The following is a 23,598-nucleotide window of genomic DNA, read 5'->3' on the forward strand; positions in this document are numbered from 1 at the left end:
TCGCAAGGCGGAGGGCCGCGGCTTGTACTGGACGTACTTGCGTGGTCCGACAACGCGGCGAGGTGCCGTGCAGGGCGTCGCGACCCGGTGAACCTTCCCGGTCACAGCACTATCATCCGGCGCATGAACGATGACGTGCGCAACATCGTGCTCGGGGTGATAGCCACCGCCCTCAGCGGCGGGTTCGGCTGGTTCACCCGGACCTACCAGTGGCGGCGCGCGCTCCGCCGCAAGCAGGCCTTCTTCGGCCTGCCGACCGGCTCCGACTGCCTGTTCGTGGTCAACCGGCAGATGGGCGGCACCGATTCCTCGCTGCACCGCAACGACGCCTTCGCGCTGCTGGAGATATCCGCCCTGATCAAGGACTGCGGGGCGACCGTGCAGATCGTCACGCACGACGCGGCCCGGCAGGGCTTCGGCGACCGGGCCGAGTTCTGTGTCGGCGGGCCGGTGTCCAACACCCGGACGACGGCGCACCTGCACTCGATGCTCCCGGGGGTGCGGGTCGACGTCTCCACCGAGCCCGGCCCCGACCGGGGTTCGATCAAGGTGGGCGGGGAGACGTACCGGTGGGAGAAGGGGCTGGCCGAGTACGTGCTGCTGGCGCGCCTGACGACGGGGCGGGGCTCCCGGCCGGTGTTCCTGCTGTCGGGGCAGACCGCCAACAGCAACCAGGCCGCGGCCCGTTACCTGGCCCGGCAGCACCGGGAGCTGGCCCGCAAGTACGGCGCCGAGTCCTTTTGCGTCGTCCTGAAGGTGGTCAACTCCGATGCCTACGGACCGGACGTGACCGAGCTGGTGGCGGACGTCACCGGGCCGGCCCGGACACCCGCAGCGGCAGCCGTGTGATCCCGTTGATGAAGTTCGACACCAGCCGCCGGGGCGGGCCCGCGAGTTCGGGCGCGGGCATGGCCGCGCACCACTCCTCGTAGAGGACGCGCAGCTGGAGCCGGGCGAAGTGGGCGCCCAGGCAGACGTGCGGGCCGTCGCCGAAGGAGACGTGCGGGTTGGGCGCCCGGCCCAGGTCCAGCCGCGCGGGGTCGGCGAAGACGCGCTCGTCGTGGTTGGCGGAGGCGTGGAAGACCACGACCTTGTCCCCGGCCCTGATCCGCTGCCCGGCCAGTTCGGTGTCGGCGGCCGCGGTCCGGCGGAAGCTGAGCACGGGCGGGTGGACGCGCAGGAGTTCGTCGACGGCGCGGTCCGGCGGGACCGCGCCCCCGGCCAGCGCCCGGTAGGCGTCCGGGTCGCCGGCCAGTGCGAGGAGGCCTCCGGGGGCGGCGCTGCGCACGGTGTCGTTGCCCGCGACGGTGAGCAGGAAGAAGAACATCTCCAGCTCGGCCGGGTCCAGTCCGGCGTGGGCGAGGGAGGTCATCACGTCGTCGCCGGGGTGCGCGCGCTTGTGCCCGGCCAGTTCGCGGGCGTACGCGAACATCTCGCCGAGCAGCGCCGGGGAGCGCGGGTTGAGCGGCTTGCCGTCGGGGCCGAGCCGGGGCGCGGGCGCGTCCTCGGGATCCTGGTAGCCGATGATCCGTACGGTCCACTCCAGCAGCAGGGCGCGGTCGGCGGCCGGGACGCCCAGCAGGTCGGTGAGGTTGAGCAGCGCGTACTCGTCGGTCACGGTGCGCACCAGGTCGGCGGCTCCGTCCTCGGCCCCGTCCCGCGCGGCGGCGAGCAGGGTCCGGGCCCGTGCGCGCACCCGCCCGGCGAAGGCGTCGATGCGGGCGGGGGTGAAGGCGCGGGAGACCAGGCGCCGCAGCCGGCCGTGGTCCCCGAAGGCCTTGCCGGGGTCCTGGTTGAGCATGGTGCGGCGCAGGAAGGGCAGGTCGGCCGGGTCGGGGTCGCGGATCTGGGTGGCGCCGAGCCAGGAGGAGTAGGCGCGGTGGTCGCGCAGGACGGTGACGACGTCGGCGTGCCGGGTGACCGCCCAGAAGCCGGGGCCCGCGGGCCAGCCCTGGATCTCGGGCTCGGCCTGCCAGGCCACCGGATGCCGTTCGCGCAGCAGCCGGTACCGGTCGTGGGGGACGCCCTCGGCGTAGATCCGGGGGTCGAAGACGTCGGGGACGTCACCGGCGTGATCCATGGGACCACGGTGGCGGGCCGGGAGCCGGCCGCGCAAGGGGCCGTCAGGCGGGGCCTTCGCACCCGACCGGGTCGAGGTCCAGCGCCGGGTCGGTCCCCTTGAGGGCGACGGTGAGGGGTTCGCTCGGAACGCCGGTGGTGAGAACGGAGCACACGATCTGGCGGCGGGCGAGCGGCGTCAGGTCCGCGGCCGGGAACGGCAGCTGCACGCGCATCACCCCGTGCCAGAAGCTCACCGCCGAGCTGTCCAGCCGTTTGCCGTGGGTGGGCGGCACCTGCGTGGTGAGGCCGGCCGCCCGCTCCACGTCCCCGGGGCCCTCCAGCAGCCGGTTGAGCGCCTGGACCGGTGCGAGCGTGGGCACGTCGCGCTGCGGGGACGGTACGAGCAGGCCGTCCGGCGAGACGAAGTAGAGCACCGCGGAGTTCTCGGGGCCGCTCACGGCCACGGAGGCGGAGGCGCCGCTGTCGACCGGCGCGGTGGGTTTGATGCCGCATCCGGCGAGCAGCAGCGGGCTCAGCAGGGCCGCCGCGGCGGCCGCCGCCCGGGTCCGGGGCCGGGTCCGGGTCCGGGTCCGGGGCCGGGGCCGGGTCCGGGTCGGGCTCATGCGCGGGCCTCCAGCGGCATGTCGAGGGTGAAGACCGCTCCCCCGGCGGGCCCGTTGCCCGCGCGCAGGGTGCCGCCGTGCAGGCGGACGTTCTCCTGGGTGATGGCGAGGCCGAGGCCGCTGCCCGCCGAGCGCGTGCGGGCCGCGTCGGCCTTGAAGAAGCGGTCGAAGATGTGCGGCAGCACGTCGGGCGCGATGCCCGGTCCGCTGTCGGCGACCTCGATGAGCAGCCGGTCTCCCTCGCCGTCCGGCCCGGGGCCGGTGCGCACGGTGATCCGTACGGGGGCGCTGCCGTGCCGGAGGGCGTTGCCGACGAGGTTGGCGAGGACCACGTCGAAGCGGCGCGGGTCGAGCCGGGCGCGGACCTCGTGGGGCAGGTCGGTGACGGTGACCACCCGGCCGTCGTCCCAGTGCCGGCGCTCCAGCGTCTTGCCGACGGCTTCGACCAGGTCCACGTCGTCCAGGTTGAGCTCGGCGGCGCGGGCGTCGAAGCGGGACATCTCCATCAGGTCCTCGACGAGGACGGCGAGTTTCCCGGTTTCCGCGCTGATCAGCCGCAGGGCCTTCGCGGTGTCCGGGTCGAGCTGCTCGGCGTCCTCGTCGAGGACCTCGGTGACGGCGAGCATCCCGGCGAGCGGGGTGCGCAGTTCGTGCGAGACGTCTGCGGCGAAGCGGCGGGCCCGGGCCTCCGCGTCCTGGAGCTCGGCCACGGACTGTTCGAGGGCGCGGGCCGTCTCGTTGAAGGTACGGGCGAGCCCGGCGAGTTCGTCGGCCCCCTTGACCTCGATCCGGGTGTCCAGCCGGCCCGAGCCGAGCCGCTGGGCGGCCCGGCGCATGTCCCGTACCGGGCGGAGCACGCTGCGCGCGGCGAGCAGGGCGGGGATCAGGGCGATGGCGAGGCCGGGGACGGCGCCCTGCTGGGCGGCGTCGACCATGGCCTTCACGGTGGCCTCTTCGGCTTCGAGCGGCATGGCGGCGAAGAAGACGACGCCGGTGGCCTGGCGCACCCCGCTGTGGGTGAACTCGGCCGGCATGCCCACCACGAGGTAGGGGTTGCCGGAGCGGTCCTCGACCCGCTGGAAGGCGCCGTGCGGATTGACCGACACCCGTCGGCGGAGCGCCTCGGTGACCAAGGGGGACGTGGCCGGGGTGTTGTTGGAGGAGGCCCGCAGGGTGCCGTACTCGCCGTAGATCACCCAGGGGTGCGGCTTCCCGCGCTTGGCGATATCGGTCACGAGGTACTGCAGGGACTGCTGGTCCACGGGCAGCGCCATGCCCCGTTGCTCGATCTGGTCGCGCAGGGTGGCGACCGCGGTGTCCTGGACCTGGGTGAGGATCGCGTTGCGCGCCTTCTGGTAGGTGAGGGCGGCCGTGGTGCCGGCGCAGATCGCGGCGACCAGCAGGAAGGCCGCGATCAGCCGGGTGCGCAGGCCGAGCGGCGCCTTGGCTCTCACGGCCGCCTACAGGGGACCGAAGCGGTAGCCGAAGCCGCGCACGGTCTGGATGTAGCGGGGGCTGCCGTCCGGGTCCTCGACCTTGTGGCGCAGCCGGCGTACGCAGGCGTCCACCAGCCGGGCGTCGGCGTGGTAGCTGTGGTCCCAGACGTACTCGAGGAGCTGCTGGCGGGAGAAGACCTGCTCGGGCGAGGCCGACAGGTGCAGCAGGAGCTTGAGCTCGCTGGGGGCGAGGGGGACGCGCTCGCCGTTCTTGGCGACGGTGAGCCCGGCGCGGTCGACGGCGAGCTCGCCGTGCTGCTCGACCTCGGTGCGGCTGCCCGCCGGGGTGCTGAGCCGGCGCAGTACGGCTTTCACCCGGGCCTCTATGACCTCGGTGCGGGCGGGTTTGACGATGTAGTCGTCGGCGCCGGCCTCGAGGCCGATGACTATGTCGAAGTCGTCGCCGCGCGCGGTGAGCATGATGATCGGTACCTGGCTGGTCTCGCGGATCCGGCGGCAGACCTGCACGCCGTTGATGCCGGGCAGCATCAGGTCGAGCAGCACCAGCTCGGGGCGGAAGCTCGCCATCAGCTCCAGCCCGGCCTCCCCGGTCTCGGCGGCGCTCACCTCGTGGCCGCGCCGGCGCAGGCCGAGGCCCACGCCCTCCCGGATGGATGGGTCGTCCTCGATCAGCAGTACGCGTGGCATCCGGTCAGTATCCCAAGCTGGTTCGGTGGCCGGCCTCCGGCTATCGGCCGATCCTGCGCCGCAGGGAGCCCAGCTGGTCGGTGATCTCCGTCAGGCGCAGCGGCCCGGCGAGGAGGACGACGACGAGCAGCAGGGCGGTGGTTCCCGCCCCGACCGCGGCGAAGTCGCCGAACCGGGCGGCGGCGCGGGCGGCCGCGTACCCGGCGGCGGCGGCCGGGGCGCAGGCGGCGAGCAGCCGCAGGTGCGTGCGTACGGCGGTGGCGCGCCGTGCGGTACGGGGGCCCGTGCGCGGGCCGAGCCGCCGGGAGAGGGCGTACGCGGTGACGGCGGCGCCCGCGGTGAAGGCGACCGAGGACGCTCCCGCCATGCCGGTGACCGCCCAGCGCAGGGGCAGCAGGAGGTAGGCGGCGTAGGACAGCCCGGCGTTCAGCGCGACGATCACCAGGTTCAGGAAGAACGGGGTGCGGGTGTCGGAGAGGGCGTAGAAGCCGCGGGAGAGCACGTACTGCGCGGAGTAGGCGACGAGGCCGGGGGCGAAGGCGATCAGCATGCCCGCCATGGCCGCGATGTCGGCGGGGCCGGTGCGGCCGTATCCGTAGACGGCGCCGATCACCCAGGGGGCCAGGGCGGCGAAGACCGCGGCGGCGGGGACGACGAGCGCGGCGCTGGAGCGCAGCGCGTAGGAGACGTCCTTGCGGACGCCGGCGAGGTCGCCGTCGGTCGCGGCGGAGCTCATCCGGGGCATCAGGGCGGTGACGAGGGAGACGGTGATGATGCCCTGGGGGACGACCCACAGCTGGTAGGCGTTGGTGTAGGCGGCGTAGCCGGCGCTGCCGGCGAGGTCGCCGACGGTGGTGGACAGGCGGGTCACCACCCAGTAGGCGATCTGGTTGGTGAAGACGAGCAGGACCAGCCAGCCGGCGTTGCGCAGCGGGCGGGCGAGGCCGCTGCCGCGCCAGTCGAAGCGGGGGCGCCAGCGGAAGCGGGCGGCGCGCAGCGAGGGGACCAGGGCGAGGGCCTGGACGACGATGCCGGCGGTGGTGCCGAGGCCCAGCAGCCGGGTCTCGGAGGCGGTGAGGCCGGTGCCCGCGGCGTCGTGGGAGACGTACAGGAACAGTCCGAAGACGCCGATGACCACGATGTTGTTGAGGACCGGGGTCCACATCATGGCGCCGAACCGGCCGCGGGCGTTCAGCACCTGGCCGAGCAGGGTGAAGAGCCCGTAGAAGAGGATCTGCGGGAGGCAGAAGCGGGCCAGGGCCACGGTGGTGCTCTGCTGGGCGCCGGTGTACGAGGGGGTGTAGGCGCCGACGATCAGCGGGGTGGCGAGCACGGCGGCGGCGGTGAGCACCACGAGGGCCACGGTGCAGGCGGTCAGCAGCCGGTCGGTGTAGGCGGCGCCGCCGTCCCGGTGCTCCTTGGCGGCGCGGACCAGCTCGGGGACGAAGACGGCGTTGAGTGCGCCGCCGATGAGCAGCATGTAGAGGATGTTGGGGACGGTGTTGGCGACGGCGTAGCTGTCGCCGAGCAGTCCGGCGCCCAGCGCTGCGACGACGACGGCGGAGCGGACGAAGCCGGTGGCGCGGGAGACGACCGAGCCGGCCGCCATGAGGGCGCCGCTGCGCAGCACCGAGGCGCCGGCGCGTGCCGCGCCGCTGCCGGTGTCCTCGGCGGCCGGTCTGGTGTCGGTGGCCGTCACCGGCGGGCCAGGTAGGCCTGGAACGCCTTGTAGAGCGCCGTGTTGGCGTATCCGTCCATCGGGGTCTCCCACTCGCCCAGCGTCTCGACGACCTGCCCGCCGGTACCGAGCTTCCAGCGCAGCAGTCCGAAGGAGCGTTCGTCGGGGTCGAGGGTGGAGGGTACCCCGCGCATGTCGTATTCGTCCGCTCCGAGGGTGTGGGCATCGCGCATCATGCGCCACTGCAGGGCGTTGCTGGGCCGTACTTCGCGCCGGTGGTCGGCGGAGGCGCCGGTCTGGTACCAGACCCGGCTCCCCGCGACGATCATCGTGTGCGCGGCGAGTATCTCGCCCTGGTGGACGCCCAGGTAGAGCCGCATGCGGCCGGGCTGCTCGGCGTTGAGGACCTCGTACTGGCGCTGGTAGTACGCGAGGGAGCGGCCGAGCCGGAAGCCGTCGCGCTCCTCGGTGATCCGCAGCAGCCGGTAGAACTCGGGCAGGTCGGCGGCGCTGCCGAGGACCGTCTGCACTCCGGACTTCTCGGCCTTGCGCACGTTGCGGCGCCATTCCTGGTTGAGGCCGGACCACAGGTCGCCCTGGGTGCGGCCGGCGAGGGGGACCCGGAAGACGTGGCGGGGCTGGGCGTCGCCGTCGTTCTCGCCGCCGCAGCGCTTCCAGCCGCGGGTGCGCAGCCGGTCGGCGAGGGCGGCGCCGACCGGGTCCACCTCGGTGGCGAGCACGTCGGAGATCTGCCGGCCGGGCCCGGTGGCGGACTTGACGGTGGCCGCGTCCCAGCGCCGGTAGGCGGGGGTGGGGCCGATGCGGACGGCGAAGGCCCCGGCCGCCTTGAGGTGGCGCATGAGGGGGTTCAGCCAGCGGTCGACGCGCGGGTCGGACCAGTCGGCGACGGGCCCTTCGGGGAGGTAGGCGAAGTATTTGCGGGTGCCGGGGAATTGACGGTAGAGCACGAGTCCGGCACCGGCGATTTCACCGTCGGGATAGTGCCATCCGACCCTTTCCGAGCGCCAAAGGTCCTTTACCTCGGCCCACGAGGGGTACTGCAGAAAGCCGGCCCGGCCGTGCCGGAAAAGGAACTGCCGGTACTCGGGGACGGACAGGGCGCGCACCCGGAGCTCCTGATCCTGGTCCTGCTGGGCGGGGGTCACGAGCAGTGCACACACGGCTGACGGCCTTCCTGTAAGTCCGGCGGGCGGGGTGCACAGGACTCTCACAGTTGTCCATGACCGAAGTGCGCGGCGATTGTGACCGGACGATGACCGTTTCGCTGCGGTCCATGTCACAACCGAAAGCACGATCTTTTCGGTGGTTTTCGCAACCTAGAGTCGTTCCGTTCGCATCTACGTTTGCGAACGATCACTCTTTCCCGCTACTCGAAGGGACCCTTCGTTGAGCCGCATACGCCGTACCGCCATGGCGAGCACCGCACTTCTGGCCGCCGCGCTGACCGCATGCTCGGGCGGGAGCGGGGACGGCGCGGCCGGCAAGGCCGACATGAAGCCGAAGCCGGACATGGCGGTCTCGGTGAACCTCACGGGCGATCAGGTGAAGGCGGGCCAGCCCGTCACGGTGACCATCGCCGAGGGCAAGCTGTCCCAGGTGAAGGTGACCGACGCCAAGCAGGCGGAGCTGCCCGGGAAGATATCCGACGACGGCAAGACCTGGACCTCGGAGCGCAACGCCGCACCCGACTCCGAGTACAAGGTCGAGGCGCGCAACATCGAGAGCCAGAGCGCCACGACCCAGTTCAAGACCTCCGCCGCCGACAAGGTGAACAAGGTCAAGATCAACATATCCAAGGGCAGCACGGTGGGCGTGGCGATGCCGGTCTCGATCGTCTTCGACAACCCGGTGACGAACAAGGCCGAGGTGGAGAAGCAGCTCAAGGTCACCACCTCGGACAACACCGAGGGCTCCTGGGGCTGGATCAAGGACTACTCGGGCAGCGACCGGATCGACTGGCGGCCGAAGGACTACTGGAAGTCCGGCACGGACGTGAAGGTCGAGATGAACCTGAACGGCGTGGACTCCGGCAAGGGCGGCCTCTTCGCCAAGGACTACAACACCGAGTTCAAGATCGGCAAGGACCGCCGGATGGAGGTCAGCCTCGACACCAGGAAGATGAAGGTGACCGAGGACGGCCAGGTGGTCGAGACGATCCCGGTCTCCGCCGGCACTCCGGGCGGCAAGAAGGCCTCCTGGTCCGGGAAGATGGTGCTGATGTCGAAGGAGGGCACCATCCGGATGGACTCCCAGACGGTGGGCCTGGGCGACGCCTACGACAAGATGGTCGACTACTCGATGCGGCTGACCTGGTCCGGCATGTACGCGCACGCCGCCCCGTGGAACACCGCCAACTTCGGCAAGGCCAACACCAGTTCCGGCTGCGTCGGGATGAGCGACGCCAACGCCAAGGACTTCTACGCCAAGGTGCAGGTCGGCGACCCGTTCGAGGTGGTCGGCGAGGGCTCCAAGGGCAATGCCGACATCGGCAACGGCTACGGCGAGTGGAACCTGTCCTGGGACCAGTGGAAGGGCAAGAGCGCGCTGAGCGGCGCTCCGCAGAACGGCTGACCGCCCGCCCCCGCCGGCCGGCCGCCTCCCGGCCGGGCCGCACCGATCGTTACCACCGCGTAACTTACTGACGGGTTACCTTCGGTAAACCCCTCCCGTTACCGTCGGGTCACTTTGACAACCCCGGCGCACGCGAGGAGCGATCGATGCAACGCACCACCACCGCCGCAGCCGTGGCAGCCCTGCTGGCGGCAGCCGCCCTGGGCCTGGCCCCCCACCAGGCCCAGGCGGCTCCCGCCGCCGCCCCGGCGGACTCCGCCGCCGCCTCGGAACTGCGCTTCCACGACATCCCCGGCTCCGGCGGCATCACCCTCAAGGGCAACGTCTTCGCCCCCTCGGCCGCCGTGGCCGGCCGCACGTACCCGCTGATCGTGCTGCCGACCAGCTGGGGCGTACCGCAGATCGAATACATCGCACAGGCGAAGAAGCTCGCCGACTCCGGCTACGTCGTGGTCAGTTACACCTCCCGCGGCTTCTGGCTCTCCGGCGGGCAGATCGAGGTGGCCGGCCCCCCGGACGTCGCCGACGTCTCGGCCGTCATCGACTGGGCGCTGGCCAACACCGCCGCCGACGCGGACCGCATCGGCCTCGGCGGCGTCTCGTACGGCGCGGGCATCAGCCTGCTGGCCTCCGCGAACGACCCCCGCGTCAAGGCCGTGGTCTCGATGAGCGGCTGGGCCGACCTGATCGACTCGATCTACTCGGGGCGCACCCAGCACCTGCAGGCCGCCGTCATGCTCGGCGCCGCAGGCTCCCTCACCGGCCGCCCCGGCCCCGAACTCCGCCAGGTCCTCGACGACTTCCTCGGCTCCCGGCTGGACAAGGAGGAGCAGATGATCGAGTGGGGGAAGAAACGCTCGGTCGCCTTCCAGGTGGACCGGCTCAACGCCAACGGCACGGCCGTCTTCCTCGGCAACGCCTGGGGCGACACCCTCTTCCCGCCGAACCAGTACACGAGGTTCTTCGAGCGGCTGACCGGCCCCAAGCGCCTGGAGCTGCGGCCCGGCGACCACGCCACCGCCGAGGGGACCGGGCTGCTCGGCCTGCCCAACGACACCTGGACCAACGCCCGCCGCTGGTTCGACCGCTACCTCAAGGGCGAGCGCAACGGCGTGGACGGCGAGGCCCCGGTCCAGCTGAAGTCCCGCAGCAACGACGGGTACGAGGGCTACGCCGACTGGAAGTCCGTCGGCTCCGGCGGCATCGAGCGGCTCGCCCTCAACGACAGCGAGCACCTCTTCGCGAACGTCGACTCCGGCGCCAACGGCGGCATCCTGCTGCTGTCCAACCTCCTGGACCAGATCGCCAGGACCCCGCCGATGGCCTCGATCCCGCTGCTCCCCCGCTCGTTCGCCGCCGTCTGGCAGTCCGAGCGCTACGCCGAGGAGCGCCGCATCCGCGGCGCCGTGAAACTGCACACCACCGTCACGCCCACCAAGGGCGACGGCACCTTCGTCGCCTACCTCTACGACGTCGGCCCGCTCGGCATCGGCAAGCTCGTCAGCAACGCCCCGTACACCTTCCACGGCAAGGCCCCCGGACAGGCCTTCGGGGTGGATCTGGAACTGTTCTCCACCGCCTACGACGTGCCCGAGGGCCACCGGCTCGCCCTTGTCATCGACACGGTCGACCCGCTCTACATCGAGCACAACCCCACCGGCGCACAGCTGACCTTCTCCTCGCCCGCCACCGATCCCAGTTACGTCTCGGTGCCGCTGCGCGAGCAGTGATCCACGGCTGCTGCCGGGCGGGAGGCTCCCCCTCCGGGGCTGTTACCGGCCCGGCAGCACCACTGCGGGCTCGGGCGGGCCCAGGTCCACGGCCCTGGTCTTGACGTTGCGCCGCTCCCGCCGGGCCACCCAGGTGGCGAACCACGAGAGCAGCATGCACATCCCGATGTAGATCGGCGAGATGATCATCACGACGGGGATGAACGGCAGGTCGTAGTCGAGGTTCGAGGCGATCAGCTTGCCCGCGTGCAGGAACTCCTCATAGGTGATCAGGTATCCCAGCGAGGTGTCCTTCAGCGCCACCACCAGCTGGCTGATGATGGTGGGCAGCATGGCCCGGACCGCCTGCGGGGCGAGGACGTAGGTCATCACCTGTGTCTTGCGCATGCCCAGCGCGTACGCCGCTTCGCGCTGCCCCCTTTCCACCGCGTTGATGCCCGTCCGGAAGACCTCGGCGAGCACCGAGCCGTTGTACAGGGTCAGGCCCGCCACCAGCGCCGGCAGCGGCTGGACCTTGAGTGCCACGAAGATGAAGAAGATCATCACCAGCACCGGCATGGCCCGGAAGAACTCCACGCACAGGGTCGACAGCCAGCGCACCGGACGGTGCACCGACAGCCTGCCGGTGGCGAGCACCGCGCCGAGCGCCAGGGAGAGCACCGAGGCGTAGGCGAAGGCCTTGAGGGTGTTCCACAGCCCCTTGAGCAGCAGCTCCTGGATGCCCTGGTAGGCGAACGGGGACCATTTGGCGGAGGTGAACTGGTGGGTGTCGAAGAGCAGGTAGAGGATCCAGCCGACCAGGGCGAGGATCACCACGGTCGAGAGGATCCCGTAGAGGAAGTGCCGGCGCTGGGCCTGCGGGCCGGGGATGTCGTAGAGGGCGGTGGACTCCGTGTCCCCGTGGAGCGCGTGCGCGGTCATCGGGCGACTCCGTAGCGCTTCTCGAGCACGTTGAAGAGCGCGCTGATGGACAGGGTGATGATCAGGTAGCCGACGGCGATCCAGACGAAGGTCCAGATGATGCTGTAGCCCAGCTCGTTGAGGGTCTTGTACGTGCCCAGCAGCTCGGTGACGCTGAACGCGCCGGCGATGGCGGAGTTCTTGGCGAGCGCGATCAGCGTGGAGCCGATGGGCGGGATGACCGAGCGGAAGGCCTGGGGCAGCACCACGGAGCCCAGGGTCTGGCCGAAGGTCATGCCCAGGCTGCGGGACGCCTCGCCCTGGCCCTTGGGCACGGTGTTGATGCCCGAGCGCAGCACCTCGCAGATGAAGGCGGAGGTGTAGCAGCCCAGTGCCAGGACGGCGAACAGCTGGAAGGGCAGGACGATGCCGAAGCGGGGCAGGCCCAGCAGCACGGCGAAGAAGAGCAGGGTGAGCGGGGTGTTGCGCAGCACCGTGACCCAGACCGTGCCGAAGACCCGGAAGGAGCCGACGGGGGCGACCCGGAACGAGGCCATCACGAAGCCCAGGACCAGGGCGAGCAGGGAGGCGTAGACGGTCAGCTCAACGGTGCCGAGGAAACCCTTTCCGTAGAGCGAGAAGTTCTCGGTGAGTACGTCCATGGCGGTGCCCTCTCCTTCAGCTCGCCGGGTAGCGGTCGATGGGGGGCGGCGTCGGGGCCGGCACGCCGGACAGGCCGAGCGTGGCCTCGTAGGCCTTCTTCCAGTTGCCGTTCTTCTCCTGGGCCTCCAGGGCGTCGTCGAGGGCGAAGCGCAGGGCGTTGTCGCTGCGGGGGACGCCGATGCCGTAGGGCTCCTTGGAGAACGGCTCGCCGATCACCTTGAGCTCCTCGGGGACCTTGGCCGCGTAGCCGAGGAGGATGGAGTCGTCGGTGGAGACGGCGTCGACCTGGTAGGTGAGCAGGTTGTCCACGCAGACGGAGTAGGTGTCGTAGGCGACGAGGACCGCCTTCGGGAACTCCTTCTGGAGCCGCTGGTACGGGGTGGAGCCGGCGGCCGAGCAGACCTTCTTGCCCGCGAGGTCCTGCGGGCCCTTGATGTCCTTCTCGTTCCTGCGGACCAGCAGGGACTGCCCGGCCATGAAGTAGGGGCCCGCGAAGCCGACCTGCTTCTTGCGGTTGTCGTTGATCGTGTAGGTGCCGACGTAGTAGTCGATCTGGCCGTTCTGCAGGGCCGTCTCGCGGTTGGCGGAGGCGATCGTCCTGAACTCGATGGTCTTGGGGTCGAAGCCGAGCGAGGCCGACAGCATCTTGGCGATCTCGATGTCGAAGCCGGAATAGCGGCCGCCGGCCGGGTCCTTCTCCCCCAGGTACGGCTGGTCCTCCTTGACGCCGACCACGAGGTGGCCGCGGCGCTTGGCCTTCTCCCAGGTGCGCGAGTCGGGCAGCCGGAATCCGGTGTCGACCTGGTAGACGGGCAGGTCCTCGGGCTGCGGCCCCTTGACCGGGGGGCTGCCGGACTTGCCGCAGCCGACGGCGGCCACGGCGACCAGGAGGACGGCGAGGGCGCGGATCGCGATCATCGGTCGGCCCCCTCAGTGCTTCAGGATCTTGGAGAGGAAGTCCTTCGCCCGGGCGCTCTCGGGGGCGGTGAAGAACTCCTCCGGGGTCCGGTTCTCGACGATCCTGCCGTCGGCCATGAACACGACGCTGTTCGCGGCGGAGCGGGCGAAGCCCATCTCGTGGGTGACCACGACCATGGTCATGCCCTCGGCGGCGAGCTGCTGCATGACCTCCAGCACCTCGTTGATCATCTCCGGGTCGAGCGCGGAGGTGGGCTCGTCGAAGAGCAGGGCCTTGGGGTTCATGGCGAGGGCGCGGGCGATGGCCACGCGCTGCTGCTGGCCGCCGGAGAGCTGGGCGGGGAACTTGGCGGCCTGGTCGGCGAGGCCGACGCGCTCGAGCAGCTCACGGGAGCGCTTGTCCGCCTCTTCCCGCTTGCGGCCGCGGACCTTCATCTGGGCGAGCGAGACGTTCGCGAGGACGGTCTTGTGCGCGAAGAGGTTGAAGGACTGGAAGACCATGCCGACCTCGGCCCGCAGCCGGGCGAGCTCCTTGCCCTCGGCGGGCAGCGGCTGCCCGTCGATCAGGATCGTGCCCGATTCGATGGTCTCCAGCCGGTTGATCGCCCGGCACAGGGTCGATTTGCCGGAGCCGGAGGGGCCGATGATCACCACCACCTCCCCGCGGCCGACGGTGAGGTTGATGTCCTGCAGGACGTGGAGCGTCCCGTAGTGCTTGTTGACGTCCCGCAGCTCGATCAACGGATCGACGGCCATGCGCTGCCCTGCCCACTTGTCGGTGTCGAGGTCTGGGCAAACTATCCAGCCCGGGAAGGGCACTTCGCCTCGACACGCCTAAAGGGACATAAACGTCGCATAAACCTCTACATCGGTCAGCCTTCGGAGGCCTCCGCGTAGGCCTGGCTGAGCTCGGGGGATCCGGTCATCGCCCAGGACACCCCGGACTCGATCACGTTCAGCTCGCGGCCCGAGGCCAGCCGGATCACCGGCTGCCCGTTCGGCCACACCTGCCAGCCCGCGCCCGGGATGGTGCGGACGATCACGGTACCGAGGTAGAAGCCCGCGTCGTTGCCGAGCCACGGCACGATCTCCGGATCCCGCCGCCAGCGCGGCATCAGCTGGTCGAGCTGCTCCAACGAGGCCTGGCTCTCGTCGAGTTCGAGTCCGGCCGCCCTGGCCTGGACGCGCAGCATCTCGCACTCCGAGAACAACTCCGCGATGCCCTCGGGATCATCGGCCAGGGCGGCGGCCAGACCCGCCGTCCGTTCCGTTTCGTGCCGGTTCAGCCAGTTGTCCAGGAAAGGGATGTTCATACCGCCCAGCGTCGCACCAGGATCCGCCGCTGGCCACAGGGCGCGCCTGGATCCGCGGGCCCGGATCGGGTCCCGCGGGTCCGGCGGCTCCGCACCGGTCCTACCGGTCGAGGTCCAGGTCGACGACGACCGGCGCGTGGTCGGACGCCCCCTTGCCCTTGCGCTCCTCGCGGTCGACGTAGGCGTCGGTGACGGCCTTGCCGAAGGGCCCGTTCCCGTACACCAGGTCGATGCGCATGCCCCGGTTCTTGGGGAAGGCCAGCTGGCGGTAGTCCCAGTACGTGTAGGGCCGGTCGTACTTGAGGGGGCGCGGGAGCACGTCGGAGAGCCCGGCCGCCCGCAGCGCGTCCAGGGCGGCCCGCTCGGCCGGGGTGACGTGGGTGAGGCCCTCGAAGACCGCCGGGTCGTACACGTCCTCGTCGGTCGGGGCCACGTTGAAGTCGCCGAGCACCGCGAAGGGCCGGGGGCCGGCCGCGTCCTCGGCGACGGCGGCGGTCAGGGAGCGGAACCAGCTCAGCTTGTAGCCGTAGTGGTCGTGCTCGACCTCGCGGCCGTTGGGCACGTACACCGACCAGAGGCGGACCCCGCCGCAGGTGGCCGAGATCGCGCGGGGCTCCTGGACGCCCTCGTAGTCGGGGCCGCCGGGCAGGCCGATGACCACGTCGTCCAGGCCGACCTTGGAGAGCAGGGCGACCCCGTTCCACCGGCCGGTGGCGTTGACGGCCGACTCGTAGCCGAGCTCGCGCAGCGCTTCGTGCGGGAACTGCTCCGCCGAGCACTTGGTCTCCTGGACGCACAGGACGTCCGTGCCGGACGTCTCCAGCCAGGCCAGCAGGCGCGGCAGCCGGGCGGTGATGGAGTTGACGTTGAACGTGGCGATACGCATGCGTCCCAACCTACCGCCCGGCACCGACAGTCACAGGTCGGCGGCGTCCCCGGCGGAGAGCCGGCCGTGGTCGGTGCCGCCCAGGGTGCCCAGGGCCATGTCGTAGACGGGCCGGGCGATGTCCGAGAGGTAGGCGTCGTGGATGTCGATGGCGCGCCGCGGCTTGACCTCGCGGAGGTAGTCGATCACCTCGGCGACCTTGTTCCAGGGGGCGTGAACCGGCACCATCAGCGTGTCCACCGGCGCCTCGGGCACGGTCAGCGCGTCCCCGGGGTGGAAGAGCGAACCGTCGACGAGGAAGCCCACATTGGTGATCCGCGGGATGTCCGGGTGGATCACGGCGTGCAGCTCGCCGTGCACCTGGACGTCGAATCCGGCGGCGCTGAAGGTGTCGCCGTGGCCCACGGTGTGCACCCGGCCCGGGTAGGCGGGGGCGAGCCGGCCGGCGACGCTGCGCAGGGTCCACAGCGCGGCGGCCGGATTGGCGTCGAGGGCGGCGCGCAGCCGGCCCTCGTCGAAGTGGTCGGGGTGCTCGTGCGTGACCAGCAGGGCGTCCGCCCCGAGGCCCGCGTCCGGTTCGCTGAAGGCGCCCGGGTCGATGACGAGCGTGCGCCCGTCCTTCTCCAGCTGGACGCAGGAGTGCAGCCGCTTGGTGAGCTTCATGATCCCAGGCTATCGGGGGACCGCACCCGGTCAGGGGGTGGTTGTGGAGACCACGTAGACCTTGGAGACCTTGGGGTCGCTGAGGTCGATCGTGATGTCGCGGCTGGGCCGCGGGTCGTCCTGCTCCAGGGTGGTGCCGACCCAGTCGGTGCTCTCCGTCCAGTCCCAGCCCGCGACCGAGGTGTCGTGGTCGGAGATGGACACCCCGGGCTTCAGCTCCTCCCGGCTGGTGCCGACGGAGGCCAGGAACGCGTCCAGCTCGGGCGGGGTCACGGCGAACTGCGTGAACAACCGGCTCGTGCGCCAGTTGTTGGTCTCCAGGAACCCGACCCGCCAGGCCTTGGGCGGGATGGGCACCTCGTAGATGCTGCGCTGCACCCGGGAGGGCCAGCCCGGACGCACCTTGGACGCGCCGACCTTCGCCGCCTTGTCGCGGCCGCTCTCCCGGCTCTGCTGGGTGGAGATCGCCAGGTAGCCCGCGGGTACGCCGACCAGCAGCAGGATGATGATCGCGGTGATCCAGCGGCGCTTGACGACGTGCCTGCGGTCCTCGGCGGTGGGCGGCGGGCCGCCCCCCTCGGGGGACGGGGCCTGGCGGGGCAGGGTGGGCGGGGTCACTGCTGCTCGGTGTCCTTGGGGTCCTTGGGAGCCGTGGCGCCCGTGGGGCCGGTGGTGTCGCGCCGGCCCAGCTGCTGCGCGTAGCGCTCGTACCGTTCGTAGCGCTCGACGCGGCGGCGGGTGGCGCGCCGGAAGCGGCGGGCGACGAGCCGGGCCAGGTCGGCGGCACCGACCATACCGGCCTCGGGGCCGAGCTGGGCCTTGGCGATCCGTGCCTCGGGGCGGTAGCCGCGGCCGGTGAGGTGGCGGCGGAAGGCGTCCCGCGCGGGGCCGATCAGCAGGTCGTCGGCCGCGCTGACGCCGCCGCCGATGACGAAGCAGGAGGGGTCGAGGGCGGCGGCCAGGTTGGCGATGCCGACGCCGAGCCACTGGCCGATGTCCTGGAGGAGTTCGACGCACATCGCGTCGCCCTCGCGGGCCAGCTCGGTGATGAGCGGACCGGTGATCTCGGCGACGTTCCCGCCGACCCTGGCGATGATGTTGTGGGCGACCGGCGAGTCGGCGGCGGCGAGCTCACGGGCCTCGCGGACCAGGGCGTTGCCGGAGCTGTACTGCTCCCAGCAGCCGCGGTTGCCGCAGGGGCAGCGGTGCCCGCCGGGGACGACCTGCATGTGGCCGAACTCGCCGGCGACCCCGTACCGGCCCCTCTTGACCTGGCCGCCCTCGAGGATGGCCCCGCCGATCCCGGTGCCGAGGGTGATCATGACGAGGTGGTCCTCGCCGCGCCCGGCCCCGAAGCGCCATTCGGCCCAGGCGGCGGTGTTGGCATCGTTGTCGACCATGACCGGGACCGCGAGCCGGGACTGGAGCGCGTCGCGCAGCGGCTCGTCGCGCCAGGCCAGGTGGGGTGCGAACAGGACGCGGGAGCGGTCGGCGTCGACCCAGCCGGCCGCCCCGATGCCGACCGCGTGCACGTCGTGCCGGTCGGAGAGGTCCAGCACCAGCTCGACGATGGTGTCCTCGACGACCTTGGGGCTCTTGGACTTGTCCGGGGTCTCGGTGCGGATCTTCTCCAGGATGATGCCGTCGGCGTCGACCACCCCGGCCATCACCTTGGTGCCGCCGATGTCGATGCCGACGGTGGGGACCCGCGGGGCGGTCAGGTGCGACCGGCGCTCACGGGTCCCGATGGTCCGCAGGACGGTGCCTCGCGCCGACCCCCGGTGGGCGAGCGTGAAGTCCCGGTACGTGCTCATCGAGTCGTGTCGTTCCTGTCGGCGTCGGAGGGATCGGAGGTGTCCGGACCCGATTCTGCCACCCGCTCCAGTTCGTGGCTCAGTTCGTCGAGCTCGGAGCCGCCCGCCATCTGCCGGGTGAGCTCGTCCAGGGTGATCGAGTCGCGGGTGTGGCTGCCCGCCATGGTGCCGCGCTTGAGCAGGACGAACCGGTCTCCGACCAGGTGGGCGTGGTGCGGGTTGTGGGTGATCAGCACCACGCCGAGGCCCGCGTCGCGGGCGGCGGCGACGTACTTGAGGACCACGCCGGACTGCTTCACGCCGAGCGCGGCGGTGGGCTCGTCGAGTACGAGGACCTTCGCCCCGAAGTAGACGGCGCGGGCGATGGCCACGCACTGCCGCTCGCCGCCGGACAGGGTGCCGATGGGCTGGTCGACGTCGCGCAGGTCGATGCCCATGCGCAGCAGCTCGGCGCGGGTGGTCTCGCGCATGAACTCCACGTCGAGGCGGCGGAAGGGGCCGCGGCCCTTCGTCGGTTCGGAGCCGAGGAAGAAGTTCCGCCAGACGGGCATGAGCGGGACGACGGCGAGGTCCTGGTAGACGGTGGCGATGCCGTGGTCCAGGGCCGCGCGCGGGTTGGCCAGGCGGGTCTCCTCGCCCTCGATCTCGAAGCTGCCCGCGTCGTGCTGGTGCAGCCCCGCGATGATCTTGATGAGGGTGGACTTCCCGGCGCCGTTGTCCCCGAGGACACAGGTGATCTCCCCGGCGGAGACCTCCAGGGACACCCCCTGGAGAGCGCGGATGTTCCCGTAGAACTTGCTGACGTCCGTCAGCTTCACCAGCGCGGTCACTTCGCCTCCGCCCGCTTGCGGACCCATGCGTTGAGCAGCGTCGCGAGCAGCAGCATCGCGCCGAGGAAGAACTTGAACCAGTCCGGGTTCCACTGGGCGTAGACGATGCCGTTGCTGGTCATGCCGAAGATGAAGGCGCCGACCGCCGACCCGATGGCGGAGCCGTAGCCGCCGGTCATCAGGCAGCCGCCGATGACCGCCGCGATGATGTAGAGGAACTCGTTGCCGACGCCCTCGCCCGACTGGACCACGTCGAACGAGAAGAGGATGTGCTGCCCGGAGATCCAGGCGCACAGGGCGACGCCCATGTAGAGGCCGATCCGCGTCTTCACGACGGGGACGCCGGTGGCGCGGGCCGCGTCGGCCCCGCCGCCCACCGCGAAGATCCAGTTGCCGGCGCGGGTGCGCAGCAGGATCCAGGTGGCCACGGCGACCAGGACCAGCCACCACAGGATGGTGACCTTCAGGGTGACCGAGCCGATGTTCCACTGCGAGGCGAAGAGGGCGCGCGCGGAGGAGAAGCCCTCCATGTCGGCGATGCTCTTGGTGGAGACCGAACCGCTGATCAGCTTGGTGAAGCCGAGGTTCAGGCCGGTCAGCATCAGGAACGTGCCGAGCGTGATGATGAAGCTGGGCAGTTTGGTACGGGTCAGCATGAAGCCGTTGAAGAAGCCGACGGCCAGGGTGACCAGCAGGGACACCAGGACGCCGACCCAGACGTTGGCGGTCATCTGGTAGCTGAACATCGAGCTCAGCAGCGCCGAGGTGGTGACCATGACGCCGGCGGAGAGGTCGAACTCGCCGCCGATCATCAGCAGCGCCACCGGGACGGCCATGATCCCGATGGTGGAGGCGGAGTACAGGACCGTGCTGAGGCTGGACGCCCGCAGGAAGCTGTCGGCGGCGAAGGAGAAGAAGACGAAGACGGCGGCGGCGCCGACGACGGCTCCGAGCTCCGGGCGGCCCAGCAGCCTGCGGACCAGGGAGGCGGGCGCGAGCCGCTCGTCCACGGTGGCGGACGCGCTCATCGGCTGCCCCGCTTGATGAACTCCTCCAGCTTGGCCGCCTCGGCGCCGGTGACGATCTGCGGTCCGGTGAGCACCGGCCGGCCGCCGCCGAGCGTGTTCGCGTTGTAGCGGTAGAGCCAGAGCAGGTCGACCGCCTCGTAGCCCTGGAGGTAGGGCTGCTGGTCGACGGCGAAGCCGAGGGCCCCGGACTTCAGGTCGCGGGCGACGGACTCGTTGAGGTCGAAGGTGTCCACCTCGGCCTTGCTGGCGGCCGCCTCCTTGGCCTTGACCGCGGTGGGGGCGAAGGGGGCGCCGAGGGTGAGGATCGCGTCGACGGACGGGTCCGCCTGGAGCTTCGCCTGGATGGACGCCTGGACGGAGGGCATGTTGGTGCCCTCGACGTACAGGTTCTCCATGGTGCCGGAGAAGGTCTTCTTCGCCCCGGCGCAGCGCTGCTCGTGGCCCACGTTGCCCTGCTCGTGCAGGACGCAGACGGCCTTCTTGCGGCCGCGCTTGGTCAGCTCGGTGCCGACCGCCTCGCCCGCGATGGTCTCGTCCTGGCCGATGTGGGTGAGCGCCCCGTACTCGGCGGACTGGGCGGATCCGGAGTTGACCGTGACCACCGGGATGCCGGCCTTGACCGCCTTGCCGATGACGTCCTTGAGCGCCTCCGGCTTGGCCAGGCTCACGATGAGCCCGTCGACCTTCTGGTCGATGGCGTTCTGCACGAACTGGGCCTGCTGCTGTGCCTGGTCGTCGTGGGCGTAGACGAAGTTGATGTTGTCCTTCGCCGCGGCCTCCTTGGCGCCCTTCTGGACGATGTCCCAGAAGGTGTCGCCGTCGCCCGCGTGCGTGACCATCGCGAAGGTCCAGCGCGGGGTGGAGACGGCCGGCCGGCCCGCCTCAGCGGCCTTCGCCCGCTCCTCGGCACGCTTGCCGCCCGTACTGCTGCAGCCCGCGAGCGAGGCTCCCAGTACCGCCGCGAGCACGGCGCCCACGACGCGTACCCCTGTCCGAACCCTAGCCACGTCGCCGCGCCCTTCCCTCGTCACCAATTCGGTCATTCCGGTTCCAGCCGCTCAGTATCCGCCACAGTGGACCATGCAGGCTCATCGGGGCAGGACCGGGCAGATTGACAGGTCCCCCGTACGGGGTCAGGTTGAGTGCATGCGCATCGGGCTCATCGGGACGGGCCGGATCGGGTCCTTCCACGCGGCGGCGCTCGCCCGCCACCCGGAGGCGGGCTCGCTCCTGCTCGCCGACGCCGATCCCGCGCGGGCGGCCCGGCTGGCCGACCGGCTCGGGGCCACCGCCGCGCCCTCCGTGGAGCAGGTCTTCACCTGGGGCGTGGACGCGGTGGTCGTGGCCTGCGCCACGGAGGGGCACGCGGAGCTGGCCGTACGGGCGGTGCGCGGCGGGCTGCCGGTGTTCTGCGAGAAGCCGCTGGCCCCCGACCTGGCCCGGACCCTGGCCGTGCTGCGCGAGGTGGAGGCGGCCGGCGGGGTGCTCCAGGTGGGCTTCATGCGCCGCTTCGACGCGGGCTACCGCACGGCCCGGGAGCTGGTCCGCTCGGGCGCGCTGGGCCGGCTGCACACCGTACGGACGACGACGGGCGATCCGGCGCCGCCGCCGGCCGCGTACCTGCCGACCTCGGGCGGGCTGTACCGGGACTGCCTGGTGCACGATTTCGACATGGTCCGCTGGGTCACCGGGCACGAGGTCACCGAGGTGTACGCGGCCGGGTCGGACGCGGGTCCGGCGCGGTTCCGGGAGGCCGGCGACGTCGACACGGCGGCGGCCGTGCTCACCCTGGACGACGGGACGCTGGTCACGGCGACCGGCACGCGCTGCAACGGCGCCGGGTACGACGTGCGGATGGAGCTGGCCGGGGAGCTGGACCAGGTCTCCGTGGGGCTGGACGACCGTACGCCGATCGCCTCGACCGAGCCGCAGGGCCCGCCTCCGGCGAGCAAGCCGTGGCCGGGCTTCCTGGAGCGGTTCGCCCCCGCGTACGAGGCGGAGCTGACGGCCTTCGTGCGCCTGGTGCGCGGCGAGGGCCCCAACCCGTGCGACGGCCGGGAGGCGCTCGCCGCGTTCCGGGTCGCGGAGGCGTGCGTGCTCTCGCGCCGTGAAGGGCGCCGGGTCCGGCTGGAGGAGCTCCCGGATCTGTGAGCGGGTGGCCATCGGGCCACCTTAGGGCCGGTGTTCGCCCCCGATGGGGAGCGGATCCGGACAATCAGCCGACGGCGCGGCGGCCCCACGCCGTGCCGGCGAGCACGAGGGCGGCGCCCGCGAGACCGAGGGGGCCGAGGTGCTCGCCGCCGATGGCGATGCCGGCTGCGGCCGCCCACAGCGGCTCGGTGCCGAGCAGCAGGCTGACGCGGGAGGGCGAGGTGCGGCGGACGGCCCACATCTGCACGAAGAAGGCGAAGAGCGTGCACAGGACGGAGAGGAAGACCAGCCCGGCCCAGTCGGCGGCGCCGAATCCGGCGGCCACGGCCCAGGGGCTGTCTCCGGTGCCGGGCAGCCCGGCCAGGACCGCGAAGACGAGGACGGCGCCGCCGAGCTGCACGGTGGTCAGGGAGAGCGCGTCGGCCTCCTGGAGGGCCTTGATGCGGGCTGTCAGCAGCACGTGCAGGGTCCGGACGAGGGCAGCGGCGAGCATCAGCAGGTCGCCGAGGCTGGGTGCGGTGAACCCGCCGCCCTGGGTCAGCAGGACCACGCCCGCGACGGAGACCGCGGCGGCGGCGAGGAACGCGCCCGAGGGCATCCGCCGGCGCACGGCGGCCTCGGCGAGCGGTGTGAAGATCATGGTCAGGCTGATGATCAGCCCGGCGTTGGTGGCGGAGGTGTGCACGACCCCGTAGGTCTCCAGCAGGAAGATCCCGCCGAGTACGAGGCCCAGCAGCCCGGCGCCGCGCAGCTGGGCGGGGGTCAGCGCGCGCAGCCGGCGCCATCCGGCGACGGCCAGCACGGGCAGGACGAGCCCGAAGCGCAGGACGAGTACGCCGATCACGGTCTGCGTGGTGGTGATGCCCTTGGCCGCGAGGTAGCTGCCGCCCCAGACGACGGCGACGGCCAGGACGGGCAGGTCGGCGAGCCAGGCGGCGCGGCCGGCGCTGCCGGGGGCGTTGCCGGGAGCCCGGCCGGAGGCGGCGGGGGTGGTTTCGAGGGCGGGCGAGGTCGCGGTCACCGGTGGTCTCCAACGGTCCGGAAGGAGTGGAGACTTCGGCGGCTCTCACGCGTGCGGGCCCACCGTACCGGAGCCGATCATGGCGGTCGACCCATTTTCGGGCCTGTCGGACCTGCCCCGTAGCATCGGGGACATGGCTGATCTCTACGCCCTGGACCTGGCCTTCAACCTCGTCGAGACCGCCCCGGAGGCGCTGCTCGCGGAGCTCCGGCGGCAGCTGGCGCCGGACGGGCTGCTCGGGACCCGGGGCCCGGCGTGGCGCGTCGGGGGCATGCTCGTCGGCGAGTTCGGGCCGGACGAGCGCGACGGCTGGGCCCTGACCAGCCGCCAGGAGATCCACGCGGAGCAGCTCCCGGACCTCGAGGACCTCCTGCTGCTCCTGGCACCCCACATCCGCCCGCCCGGCCCGGTCGGCCGGATCCGCCACTACGAGCACGAGTCCCCGGACCTGCTCGTCCTGCGCGAGGGCCGCGTGGTCCAACTGGCCCTGGACCCGCGCTAGTGCTGTGGCCGGGAAGGTTTGCCGGGTCGCGGCGTCCGGTGCGGTGCATCGCAAGGCGGAGGACCACAGCTTGTACTGGAC

General features: G+C 71.5%; 24 protein-coding genes. 5 read left to right on the top strand and 19 right to left on the bottom strand.

Annotated features, from left to right (window positions below; genetic code table 11):
* Positions 1–123: 123 nt before the first annotated feature.
* A complete protein-coding gene (locus ACFWP3_RS37480; RefSeq protein WP_384230374.1) occupies positions 124–849 on the top strand; it encodes a hypothetical protein in 726 nt (241 codons plus the stop codon).
* Here ACFWP3_RS37480 and ACFWP3_RS37485 read toward each other — a convergent pair.
* From ACFWP3_RS37485 to ACFWP3_RS37510, 6 genes are read right to left on the bottom strand one after another with little or no spacing between them, the layout of a single operon-like run.
* Complete coding sequence (locus ACFWP3_RS37485) at positions 809–2,080, bottom strand: cytochrome P450 (protein WP_384230376.1); 1,272 nt, start codon at positions 2,078–2,080, stop codon at positions 809–811. The two genes, ACFWP3_RS37480 and ACFWP3_RS37485, sit on opposite strands and share 41 nt — an antisense overlap.
* Positions 2,081–2,123: 43 nt before the next feature.
* Complete coding sequence (locus ACFWP3_RS37490) at positions 2,124–2,684, bottom strand: hypothetical protein (RefSeq protein WP_384230378.1); 561 nt, start codon at positions 2,682–2,684, stop codon at positions 2,124–2,126.
* Positions 2,681–4,138, bottom strand: coding sequence for an ATP-binding protein (locus tag ACFWP3_RS37495; RefSeq protein ID WP_384230380.1), 1,458 nt, complete (start codon positions 4,136–4,138; stop codon positions 2,681–2,683). Before ACFWP3_RS37495 ends, ACFWP3_RS37490 begins: the two co-directional genes overlap by 4 nt.
* Positions 4,139–4,144: 6 nt before the next feature.
* Positions 4,145–4,828 (bottom strand): response regulator, encoded by a 684-nt coding sequence (locus ACFWP3_RS37500; protein WP_384230382.1) that lies wholly within the window; start codon positions 4,826–4,828, stop codon positions 4,145–4,147.
* Positions 4,829–4,868: 40 nt separating this feature from the next.
* Positions 4,869–6,527, bottom strand: coding sequence for a murein biosynthesis integral membrane protein MurJ (gene murJ, locus ACFWP3_RS37505; RefSeq protein ID WP_384230383.1), 1,659 nt, complete (start codon positions 6,525–6,527; stop codon positions 4,869–4,871).
* Entirely contained in the window at positions 6,524–7,687 is a 1,164-nt protein-coding gene (locus ACFWP3_RS37510; RefSeq protein ID WP_384230385.1) for a lipid II:glycine glycyltransferase FemX, read from the bottom strand. Before ACFWP3_RS37510 ends, murJ begins: the two co-directional genes overlap by 4 nt.
* Positions 7,688–7,937: 250 nt before the next feature.
* Here ACFWP3_RS37510 and ACFWP3_RS37515 point away from each other — a divergent pair, with 250 nt between their 5' ends.
* Positions 7,938–9,098, top strand: coding sequence for an Ig-like domain-containing protein (locus tag ACFWP3_RS37515; protein ID WP_384230420.1), 1,161 nt, complete (start codon positions 7,938–7,940; stop codon positions 9,096–9,098).
* Positions 9,099–9,244: 146 nt separating this feature from the next.
* Positions 9,245–10,828, top strand: a complete 1,584-nt coding sequence (locus tag ACFWP3_RS37520) for a CocE/NonD family hydrolase (protein WP_384230387.1) — start codon at positions 9,245–9,247, stop codon at positions 10,826–10,828.
* Between the two features lie 42 nt (positions 10,829–10,870).
* Here the strand turns inward: ACFWP3_RS37520 and ACFWP3_RS37525 are convergent, their stop codons facing one another.
* From ACFWP3_RS37525 to ACFWP3_RS37580, 12 genes are all read right to left on the bottom strand, one after another.
* Positions 10,871–11,749: an amino acid ABC transporter permease gene (locus tag ACFWP3_RS37525; RefSeq protein WP_384230388.1), complete on the bottom strand. Its 879-nt coding sequence runs from the start codon at positions 11,747–11,749 to the stop codon at positions 10,871–10,873.
* Entirely contained in the window at positions 11,746–12,390 is a 645-nt protein-coding gene (locus ACFWP3_RS37530; RefSeq protein ID WP_384230390.1) for an amino acid ABC transporter permease, read from the bottom strand. Before ACFWP3_RS37530 ends, ACFWP3_RS37525 begins: the two co-directional genes overlap by 4 nt.
* Positions 12,391–12,406: 16 nt before the next feature.
* Positions 12,407–13,309 carry a glutamate ABC transporter substrate-binding protein gene (locus ACFWP3_RS37535; RefSeq protein ID WP_384230392.1) on the bottom strand — a complete coding sequence of 301 codons (903 nt, stop codon included), beginning with the start codon at positions 13,307–13,309 and terminating at the stop codon, positions 12,407–12,409.
* A gap of 12 nt (positions 13,310–13,321) precedes the next feature.
* A complete protein-coding gene (locus ACFWP3_RS37540; RefSeq protein WP_384230394.1) occupies positions 13,322–14,065 on the bottom strand; it encodes an amino acid ABC transporter ATP-binding protein in 744 nt (247 codons plus the stop codon).
* 116 nt (positions 14,066–14,181) lie between these two features.
* Positions 14,182–14,622 (bottom strand): DUF6278 family protein, encoded by a 441-nt coding sequence (locus tag ACFWP3_RS37545; protein WP_384230396.1) that lies wholly within the window; start codon positions 14,620–14,622, stop codon positions 14,182–14,184.
* 100 nt (positions 14,623–14,722) lie between these two features.
* Complete coding sequence (locus ACFWP3_RS37550) at positions 14,723–15,508, bottom strand: exodeoxyribonuclease III (RefSeq protein ID WP_384230399.1); 786 nt, start codon at positions 15,506–15,508, stop codon at positions 14,723–14,725.
* A 30-nt stretch (positions 15,509–15,538) separates the two neighbouring features.
* On the bottom strand, positions 15,539–16,171 hold the full coding sequence (locus ACFWP3_RS37555; RefSeq protein ID WP_384230401.1) for an MBL fold metallo-hydrolase: 633 nt from the start codon (positions 16,169–16,171) through the stop codon (positions 15,539–15,541).
* Between the two features lie 30 nt (positions 16,172–16,201).
* Positions 16,202–16,789 (bottom strand): hypothetical protein, encoded by a 588-nt coding sequence (locus ACFWP3_RS37560; protein ID WP_384230403.1) that lies wholly within the window; start codon positions 16,787–16,789, stop codon positions 16,202–16,204.
* Positions 16,786–17,985: an ROK family glucokinase gene (locus ACFWP3_RS37565; RefSeq protein ID WP_384230405.1), complete on the bottom strand. Its 1,200-nt coding sequence runs from the start codon at positions 17,983–17,985 to the stop codon at positions 16,786–16,788. Before ACFWP3_RS37565 ends, ACFWP3_RS37560 begins: the two co-directional genes overlap by 4 nt.
* Positions 17,982–18,842, bottom strand: a complete 861-nt coding sequence (locus tag ACFWP3_RS37570) for an ATP-binding cassette domain-containing protein (protein WP_384230408.1) — start codon at positions 18,840–18,842, stop codon at positions 17,982–17,984. The genes ACFWP3_RS37565 and ACFWP3_RS37570 overlap by 4 nt, the downstream gene beginning before the upstream one ends.
* Positions 18,812–19,843, bottom strand: a complete 1,032-nt coding sequence (locus ACFWP3_RS37575) for an ABC transporter permease (protein ID WP_384230410.1) — start codon at positions 19,841–19,843, stop codon at positions 18,812–18,814. Before ACFWP3_RS37575 ends, ACFWP3_RS37570 begins: the two co-directional genes overlap by 31 nt.
* Positions 19,840–20,820 carry a substrate-binding domain-containing protein gene (locus ACFWP3_RS37580; protein ID WP_384230413.1) on the bottom strand — a complete coding sequence of 327 codons (981 nt, stop codon included), beginning with the start codon at positions 20,818–20,820 and terminating at the stop codon, positions 19,840–19,842. The genes ACFWP3_RS37575 and ACFWP3_RS37580 overlap by 4 nt, the downstream gene beginning before the upstream one ends.
* A gap of 169 nt (positions 20,821–20,989) precedes the next feature.
* Here ACFWP3_RS37580 and ACFWP3_RS37585 point away from each other — a divergent pair, with 169 nt between their 5' ends.
* The gene (locus ACFWP3_RS37585) at positions 20,990–21,994 is read left to right on the top strand and encodes a Gfo/Idh/MocA family oxidoreductase (protein ID WP_384230415.1); all 1,005 of its coding nucleotides are present in this window, start codon (positions 20,990–20,992) and stop codon (positions 21,992–21,994) included.
* Positions 21,995–22,058: 64 nt separating this feature from the next.
* Here the strand turns inward: ACFWP3_RS37585 and ACFWP3_RS37590 are convergent, their stop codons facing one another.
* A complete protein-coding gene (locus tag ACFWP3_RS37590) occupies positions 22,059–22,913 on the bottom strand; it encodes a DMT family transporter (protein WP_384230422.1) in 855 nt (284 codons plus the stop codon).
* A 235-nt stretch (positions 22,914–23,148) separates the two neighbouring features.
* On the opposite strand from ACFWP3_RS37590, the gene ACFWP3_RS37595 reads away from it, so the two are divergent.
* A complete protein-coding gene (locus tag ACFWP3_RS37595; protein ID WP_384230417.1) occupies positions 23,149–23,517 on the top strand; it encodes a hypothetical protein in 369 nt (122 codons plus the stop codon).
* Positions 23,518–23,598: the final 81 nt, after the last annotated feature.

It is taken from the genome of Streptomyces sp. NPDC058525, from assembly GCF_042719495.1.
GTDB lineage: Bacteria > Actinomycetota > Actinomycetes > Streptomycetales > Streptomycetaceae > Streptomyces.